This is a genomic window from Gelidibacter sp. (genome assembly GCF_035577925.1).
GTDB lineage: Bacteria > Bacteroidota > Bacteroidia > Flavobacteriales > Flavobacteriaceae > Gelidibacter.
Genome location: NZ_DATJCY010000315.1, coordinates 18,857 through 28,066, shown reverse-complemented (window position 1 = coordinate 28,066; position 9,210 = coordinate 18,857). Strand labels below are relative to the sequence as shown.

At 36.6% G+C, this 9,210-nt stretch carries 5 protein-coding genes; 1 reads left to right on the top strand and 4 read right to left on the bottom strand.

All coding sequences use genetic code 11. From position 1 onward, the window contains the following. The 4 genes from VNJ50_RS12360 to VNJ50_RS12345 all read right to left on the bottom strand — a co-directional run. On the bottom strand, positions 1–575 hold a 575-nt coding region (locus VNJ50_RS12360), incomplete at its 3' end, for a SusD/RagB family nutrient-binding outer membrane lipoprotein (protein WP_325582359.1). Positions 576–728: 153 nt separating this feature from the next. Next, positions 729–4,292, bottom strand: coding sequence for a SusC/RagA family TonB-linked outer membrane protein (locus tag VNJ50_RS12355; RefSeq protein WP_325582358.1), 3,564 nt, complete (start codon positions 4,290–4,292; stop codon positions 729–731). Between the two features lie 168 nt (positions 4,293–4,460). Then, positions 4,461–5,591, bottom strand: coding sequence for a FecR family protein (locus VNJ50_RS12350; RefSeq protein WP_325582356.1), 1,131 nt, complete (start codon positions 5,589–5,591; stop codon positions 4,461–4,463). A gap of 481 nt (positions 5,592–6,072) precedes the next feature. Continuing rightward, positions 6,073–7,656, bottom strand: a complete 1,584-nt coding sequence (locus VNJ50_RS12345) for an amidohydrolase family protein (protein WP_325582354.1) — start codon at positions 7,654–7,656, stop codon at positions 6,073–6,075. A gap of 250 nt (positions 7,657–7,906) precedes the next feature. Between VNJ50_RS12345 and VNJ50_RS12340 the strand changes: the two genes are divergently transcribed. After that, positions 7,907–9,184, top strand: coding sequence for a Xaa-Pro peptidase family protein (locus VNJ50_RS12340; RefSeq protein WP_325582352.1), 1,278 nt, complete (start codon positions 7,907–7,909; stop codon positions 9,182–9,184). Positions 9,185–9,210 lie beyond the last annotated feature (26 nt).

Sequence of the window (9,210 nt, the reverse complement as noted above, 5' to 3'; positions counted from 1 at the left end):
GTAAAGACACCTGGGATTGCAGCCACTATATTGGATTCAGCTACTTGTGGATTGCTATCTGCAACACGCATCCCCATTTGTAACTGTAATGATCTTCCAAACTTTTTCCAGAGTTTTGTATTACCATTATACATCAAATCTTGTTGCCAACTAGCACCTGTTTCATCAATATTATTTAAGGCAGTATTCAATCTTGTCAACAAATCAAGATAAATAGATTCTGCCTTGTCATAAACTGGAGATACATTACTGACATCCAATGCTTCAGTATAAGGAACATCCCCGAACCCCTCAACAAGCTTACTAAAAGCATAAACGGTTAATATTTCGACGATTGCTGCTTGATTTTGAAGCGCTACACTGTTTGTAGGTGTTTCTGCCGTATTATTAATGGCCTCTTGGCTTTCACTCAAATTCATTAACACACCCATATAAACAGGATTCCAATTGGAACTCATAAAGTACCGACTCCCCTCGTTATAGGTCACAGAAGAAATTTGTTGTGACCAAATTCTACCCAAAGTCATGATACTTGCCGAACTGCCATAGGTAAGATCACTCTCAACGTCCGACATGTTTTTTAAAGCTTGATTAAAGAACGCTTCAGCGGGCGCTGAGGTCGCATTTTTGACATCCTCATTTAGACTCTCTAAATTACCAGAGCAACCAATGAATATAAATGTGATACATATAACTAAATATTTTTTCATGATATTTCTGTTTTAAAATTATAGTTGTATTTGTAGATTAAAACCAATATTTCGTGTTGTTGGAAGCACACCTTCCTGATATCCTTGAACATTTCCCGAACTTAAATTAGCTTCAGGATCGGAAAAAGGCAAGTTTTTATGAATAATCCATAAATTTGATCCAACTAAGCTTAATCTCAAAGATTCTACTTTTATTTTTTCAAGCAAACCGGTTTTAGGAAATGAATAACTCAATGACATTTCTCGTAACTTTACATAAGAGGCATCATAAATAAAATGTGCAGCAGGAGCTTTGATACTTCCTATAGCATTATTATAAGTATCCATGGCCGTACGTACGGTATTTGGCGTTCCATCGGGAGCAACACCTTTTAAAATAATTCCTCCACCATTCGCCAAGGAATTTCTAATTGGATTACCCAAATCGTTCAACCCTACCGAATAATTATAAAGTCCCGACCTGTTACCAACGGCGATATCATAAGAATAAACATCGCCACCTTTTTGCATGTCAATCAAGAAACTAAAATTAAAATTTTTATACCTGAAGGTATTGGTAATGCCGCCATTCCAATCTGGTGTAACGTTTCCAATAATATGGTTTGATGTTGCAGTACGCTCATATTCTCCAGTGGTTTGATTGATTACTGGCTGACCATTCACATAAATATAATCACGCCCCTGAATAGTTCCATAAGGCTGTCCTATTGTTGCATTTATGGTTACACCGGACGCACTCCCCAATTGTAAATTAGTGGCACTTTCAAACAAGGAAAGTACTTTACTATTATTTTTTGCCCAGTTAACGTTCATATCCCACTCAAAATCATTGGATTTTATGACGGTTCCAGATAAAGCCAATTCGACACCAGAATTCTGAATTTCACCAGCATTTACAAATTTTGAAGAATAACCCGTTGTTGTTGAAATGGCTACCGGAATGATTTGGTCTTTACTGTTTGTTTTATAAAGCGACATATCCATACGTAATCGGCTCTGCAAAAAACGAAGTTCCAAGCCAAATTCTGTACTGGCTGTTCTTTCTGGCAAAAGGTCCGCATTGTTTTTAGTACTATTGACGCCATACAAAGGAATAGAACCAAATGGTGTAGGTTTTGACAAGACGTCTTTTAACCTGTTTGCTGGTGCTGCACTCCCAACCTCAGCATAGTTTAATCTCAATTTACCAAAAGACAGGATATCACTTTCAATTAAATTTGAGAAAATAAAACTGGTAGAAACCGATGGATAGAAATAAGTACTGTTCTCTTTAGGCAAAGTTGAAGAATGGTCAAAACGTCCAGTTAAATCTAAGTACAATAGATTATTATAGCCAAAAGAAACAAGACCATATACCCCATCAACACCAACCTTTTCTTGAACTTCAACTGGTGCATTTGGTATATTGACAGAGTTGGAAAGTGAATACAATCCCGGAAGCACAAGGCCGCCATTGGTCAAAGCACTAATTGAACTAAAATCGTTTCTTCTAATATTGGTCCCAAGAACCCCACTGATGTTCAACTTTTCAGTGACATGCTTATTGAAATTTAACATTAAGTCATAATTCATCTCGCTGAAGTTGATGTTTTTTCTCTCATATTTACCTTCTCTTCCTCTAGTTCCGGTATTAGCGCGCTCTTCCTGTAAAAAGGAATAGGTGTCTAATGAAACGCGACCTTCTACATTTAACCAGTCGGTAATCTTGTAGTTTAAGGATGCATTACCAAATATTCTACTTCGGGTGTCATTTTGGTAGTTTTCATAAAGTACCCAATATGGGTTATCAATGGTTCCACCCATAAAAGGATCAATATTTCTTCCAGTACTAAAATAGGCATCTTTCAACTCTTGAATACCCACATTATTAGCCCAATATTTACGCATCGTCGCAACAACGTTACCACCATTTCCAAATGCCGATTCGTTTCCTGTACGATTACGTCCCAAAGCATCAGTTTTTATGTAGTTTGCACTGGCAGAAGCCTTTAATCTGTCATTAAGATCAAACCCTGTATTTATAGATACATTATTACGAGAAATGTTACTATTTGGCATGATCCCATCTTGCTCAAAATTAGTATAAGAAATTCTATAATTAGATTTTTGGCCACTTCCCGAAAGTGAGATACTGTTCACAAGGGTTATCGGAGTTTCAAAAAAACTGATCAAGTCATCTTTAGGAGCTTCCCAAGGCGTAGGCTTCATATAATTAGGAGATTCAGGATAGAAAGAATCCCATTGATACACCATTAAACTAGAGTCAAAAGGCGCACCATAAGAGCCATAAGCTGTAGATGGCGAAACAAGATCCATGACCCCGTCGCCGTTCACATCACGTTGGTTGAAATACTCATTTCCGTTAGGCCCATAAATGGAACCGTAACCAGTACCATATTCATTTTGGTATTTTGGCCATGTCGATTTATCAACAAACCCAACAGTAACTCCAGAATTGATGGTAATTTGAGTTTTATCTTTTAATCCTGCACCAGATTTTGTCGTAATTACAACTGCACCGTTAGTTGCCCTAGAGCCATATAATGCAGTTGCTGCGGCACCTTTTAAAACGTTAATCGATGCAATGTCTTCAGGATTTATATCAGAGGCCAAGTTACCATAGTCAAATCCACCACCACCAGTTTGTTGTGATTCAGTATTAAAGTTAGAGTTGCTGATAGGCACACCATCTACAACAAACAAGGCCTGGTTATCTCCTGTCAATGAAGTGCTACCTCTAATTATGACGTTACTTGACCCTCCTAAATTGGAGTTATTCTTAATCTGAACACCGGACACTTTTCCTGAAAGTGCATTCACCACGTTATCTGTAGGCACTCTGTTTACATCATCACCCGATACTTCTTGAGTGGCATATCCCAAGGATTTTTTCTCTCTGGAAATCCCCAAAGCAGTTACAACTACCTCTTCCAAAAGTGCCGCATCTTCTTCTAAAATAATATTGATCGTACTTTGATTTGAAACCGGAACTTCCTTTGTTTTATAACCAACGTATGATACAACTAAGATAGCACCAGCAGAAACATTAAGCGTATAATTACCATCAAAATCGGTTTGAACGCCATTTGTTGTTCCTTTTTCAAGAACATTGGCACCCAACAAAGGTCCAAACGCATCAGAAACTGTACCTTTTATCACCTGTTGCACTACCATTTTGTTATTATTTTTACCATCCGAAAAATCTTTGATCACATCATCTTTTTCAGTCCTAACAAGAATAACCTGACGTCCTTTCACTTTGTATTTTATGCCAGTATCATCAAGTACCACATCCAAAACTTCCTTTATCTCTTTGTCTTTTAATTTTACTGTCATTCTTTTTTCAGATACGATTTGTTGTGTTTCAAACAAAAAGCGATAATCTGAAATTGATTCGATTTCTTCAAATATCATCATCAAGCTTGCTTGCTCTAAATCTAAATCCAATTTATCGCCATCAGGATATGAACTTGCTTGAATTTCAAATAATGAAACAATCAAAAAAAGTATGGTAAGTTTTATTTTTAAATCAATTTTGGAAAATATCCAAAAAGGTATTTTAAAGCTTCTAATTTTTTTCATAATGTTGTTGAGTTAAATGTTGTAGGTGCAGTTATTTATCTTAATTAAATATTTGAGAAAATGGTGAAAACATTTTTGAAAATTCATTTTTAATCATTTCGATATCATAAAAAGTATGTCATAAGAAAAGTTTTAATGGTTAATGGTTATTAGTTAATTCAATAGTTATCAATAAATTATCACGCTATTATTTTTAATCTCATAGCGAAAAGAAGACACCTCCGAAAGGTATATTAACACATCTTCAAAACTTTCAATACGTTTGCTAAAACTCGCATTGAAAACTTTTTGGGAAAGTTCTGAGTTTCTATTTTCAATTTTCACATCATATCGGCGTTCAAGTCTTTTTGCCATCTCCTCAAAAGTTGAATTCTTGAAAATCATCTCGCCTTTCATCCAGCCTGTGTAAATACTCACATCTACTTCCTCAACTGTTGTTTTATGTTCAACCTTGTTCCATGAACCACGCGTGCCAGGCACTAAAACAACGTCTTCGTCAGGAAATCTTGAATTGATCATTTTTATTGCACCTTCAACAAGCACAGCACCCACAACCGATTCTTCTTTATATGTTGAGAAGTTAAATTGAGTTCCCAATACCTCAATTGCAATATCATCTGAACTTACCACAAAAGGATGTTCTTTATCCTTAGCAACATCAAAATAAGCCTCTCCACTGATCTGAACCTCTCGTTTTTGACCTTTTAAAAATTGAATAGGATAGCGCATCTTAGTTCCAGAGTTTAAATGGACCACGGTACCATCTGACAAGGTCAAATCAAATATTTTTCCATACGGAACTTCAATTTCATGAAAAACAAGATCCTTAATTTCAGGATTGTTCAAATAGGTAATACTATTTGCATTGTATTGCGCAACTACCTGACCTGAACTATTACTAATTTCTTCACTGCTTTGCTGGGTCAAAAACTTTATTTCATCCTTTCCCAACAATAGTTTTATTCCATTTGTTTCTAAAACCTGATTGGCCATCCCACTATCAACCTGATCTCTAGTCTGTACCATATACCCTAATGCAACCACACCAACAACCACGGCAGCATAGCGCATAACCGAGCGCCACAAAGGAATGGCGCTCTTTTCTGGCTGTTCCAATTCTGGCATTAATTCGTTCCATGCTTTAGTACTATCTAAACTTTCCATATAACTTAAAGTATCCTCGATCATACCTTGATCAAAAAGTGTCTGGACAAGGTCTTTTTCTTCTACAGATAAATGTTTTAATAATTCTGGAGTTATTTTTCCAGAAACTTTTATTGTTTCTAGAACTATTTTCAATCTTGAATTTGATGTCATAAATGCTTTTCTCTATTAATATGTTATACGATTGCCAAATTAGGGTGACAGAATTTTATGAAATTTTATAAATTAATTTTAAAAAGCTGATATTATATAATTTACTGTCGAACAACTCAATCCACAAAAGATCTAAATCAACAGCTTAAAACCAACAAACAAAAACTAATCTTAAATTATCCTTTTAATACTCCCTAACTATAAAAACCTAAATAAAGAACAAATAATATTACCATCAAATTATAAAAACCTATTAATAAGGATATTCAAACAATTAAACCCACATTACAATCTTGGCTGACTTAATTTGATATCCAAAATCCTAAAAGGGCACTTTTGGCATTTATACCAAAGGCACCCTTTTGTAAATTAATTGGAGCTAACATCCCATAGCTGTCAATAAAGTTGTGGCAATCGATATTGCTTCAAAAAACGAAAAGCACCCCCAATAATGTTGTAAAATTTATTGCTTTGCTCTTTCTTCTTTTTGCTTCAAGACCATTAGTTCTACATCTTTTAAAAGCTGCTTGGCATCATAGACAATCCCGTCTTTTATAGTATGTACCACACCACCCACTCTTTCCGGTTTTCCTGTGTCATCATTAAGTCTTACAGCTCCGGTACCATATAGAACTTTCATGTTCTGAAGCGGATTTTCATCGAGTATAACGATATCGGCCAACAAGCCAGGTCTGATGACACCAAATTCGATTTCCTTTTTCAAAGGCTTAAAGACCTCTTCAGCACCGTACATGGTTGCAGCCCTAATAACTTCAAGTGGATGAAAACCTGCTTCTTGCAACATTTCAAGTTCCAATATGGTTCCAAAACCATATAACTGATAAATGAATCCTGAATCTGAACCTACGGTCACCTTTCCTCCTTTATTTTTATATTCATTTAAGAATTGCATCCAAACCTGATAATATTTTCTCCAAGCTACTTCATCTTCTGTGGTCCAATCAAACCAATAAGCCCCATGATTTATACGACTTGGTTCAAAAAAATCCATTTGTGAAGGCAAGGTATATTTAGCGTGCCAATCTGCATTTCGCGCCGCCATGACATCCCGTCCTGCTGAATAAATGGTCATCGTAGGATTTATATAAAAATCCATAGCTAAAAACTCGTCAAGAAGGGCGTTCCATTTTTCACCACCTGGTTTTACCAAATTCCATTGCCGTGCCACCTGACCAAAACGATGTTGCTCATCGCCATAATTAATATCTATTGGCCAAGGCTGAACATCATTATTCTCATACATAGACTCAAAAAGACCATAAAAGTGGGTCATACTTGTAAGACCTAACCTTGCAGCATCCAACGCATTCATTTGTGCAACACCACCTTGTCCCAAATGCGCAGTACTTCCCATACCCAAACTATTGGCCTCATCAAGAAGAGCCTTCATAACTTCAGGACGATATGACCCCAATTTCAATCCATCCACACCTTTTTTCTTGGCATACTGAACCCATTCTTTAGCATCCGCAGGCGTTATAATCTTGCGATTTTCCCATTCCTTACCGCTTCCCGGACGATGAAACAAAACAATACGCGGGGCTACAATCTGATTCTTTGCACTTCTGGAACGTTCATTTAAAGACCACTCCAATTCACCTGTAGGAACACCTCTCACTGTTGTTATACCATGCGCAAGCCAAAGTTTGTATGTATATTCTGCCTCGGGAGCTTTAGGAACACCACCAGTATGTACGTGCAAATCAACAATACCTGGCATTACAAATTTACCATGAGCATTAATTTCCTTAGTATTTCCTGACCCCAGTTTAGGACGTCTAGCTTCATTGATTGGGACTTTGGGAGCTCCAACAGTAATGACATCCACAATTTTATTCTTTTCAATAACAATATCAACAGGTCCGGCAGGAGGTCCGCCCGTTCCATCAATTAAGGTAACACCTCGAATTATTAGTCGATCAAAAGGTCCTTCACCTTCACCAGGCTTCCTGTCTGGCCCACCTATCATTTGTGCCGCTACAAGAAAAGGCATAAACAATAGTGCAATTAAAAGTTGATTTCTCATAATTAGTAGTTTTAATGTTTGTTAATAAATTATTAATTATATTTAGCGTATCAAAAAACACAAATCACTAATTATATGATATACGATCTTGCATTTTTCAATAAAATAATTAACAGACTCATTAATTAGTTACAAAAAGATCAAAAAAGGGTGACAGATTTTTTCCTTTTGATTTTTAATTCTTTTTTTTTAGAAGTTAATTTTATTACTTTTAGATCGTATAAATGTTAAAATTTTACCAATCCCCACAATGAATCGAAGGAGCTTTATCAATATTTCAACAATTGTAGCCAGTTCTGCAATGTTTATGGGTTTTAGCCCATATGCATCCAAAAAAACCATATTTGAAAACCAAAACCATGATGACGAATTCTCTTCAACCATGGATAATATCATCCCCATAACACTGGAAGAAAGAAAAAAAAGAATTCAGAAAGCACAACAATTAATGCAGCAAGAAAGCATTGACTGTTTATTATTAGATTCTGGAACTTCTATGAGATATTTCACAGGAATTTCATGGGGATCGAGTGAACGGCCAATGATTGCAATTATCCCTTCTAAGGGTGATGTTCGTTACATCTGCCCTAATTTTGAGGAAAATCGCCTTAAGCAACAAATCACCATAGGCCACCAAATATTCACTTGGGAAGAAGATGAAAGTCCATATAAACAAGCTGTTTTAGCCATTAATGACGCTGGAGTTTCATCTGGCAACATAGCCATAGAGGAACGTATGCGTTTCTTTATTTTTAATGGTATCAAAAAAGAAGCACCGGAGCTAAATTTTGTTAGTGGCGATCCTATTACCATTCCGTGCCGATTGATCAAATCGGAAGCAGAAATTGCATTAATGCAAAAAGCAACCGACATTACTTTAAAAGCCATAGCCATCGGATTTGAAAACCTGAAAGAAGGATCCTCTCCATCCGATTTTTCAAAAGCAGTTGCAGCGGCGCATCAAAAACTAGGTGGACGTCATCAATTTGCACTTTGCAATTTTGCCGAAGCTTCCGCATTTCCTCATGGAAGTTCGCAGCCTCAAATATTAAAAAAAGGTGATATTGTATTGGTCGATTGTGGATGCACCGTTGAAGGCTACCAATCGGATATTAGCCGAACGATTGTTTTTGGTACAAAACCTACACCACGTCAAATTGAAATTTGGAATTTAGAAAAAAGAGCCCAAGCAGCAGGTTTTAAAGCTGCGCAATTAGGTGCTCCATTAAAAAATGTGGATGCTGCTGCTCGAAAAATATTAACTGATGCTGGTTTTGGACCAGACTACAAACTTCCTGGCCTGCCACATAGAACAGGTCATGGTATTGGCATGGATGGCCACGAATGGGGAAATGCAGTCAAAGGAAACGATCTGATATTAGCGCCAGGAATGTGTTTCAGTATTGAGCCCAATATATCCATCGTTGGTGAATTTGGAGTACGTTTAGAAGATTGCGTCTACATGACCACCAATGGTCCAAAATGGTTTTCTCAACCCAGTCCGTCCATAGACAGACCTTTTGCCTAAAAATTTAAAGTTTGCTACTTAAAACA

What these genes read in the sequence shown, in the direction of transcription:
- VNJ50_RS12340 (WP_325582352.1), top strand. Translation starts at nt 7,907, where the DNA reads ATGAATCGAAGGAGCTTTATCAATATTTCAACAATTGTAGCCAGTTCT.
- VNJ50_RS12355 (WP_325582358.1), bottom strand. Translation starts at nt 4,292, where the DNA reads ATGAAAAAAATTAGAAGCTTTAAAATACCTTTTTGGATATTTTCCAAA.
- VNJ50_RS12345 (WP_325582354.1), bottom strand. Translation starts at nt 7,656, where the DNA reads ATGAGAAATCAACTTTTAATTGCACTATTGTTTATGCCTTTTCTTGTA.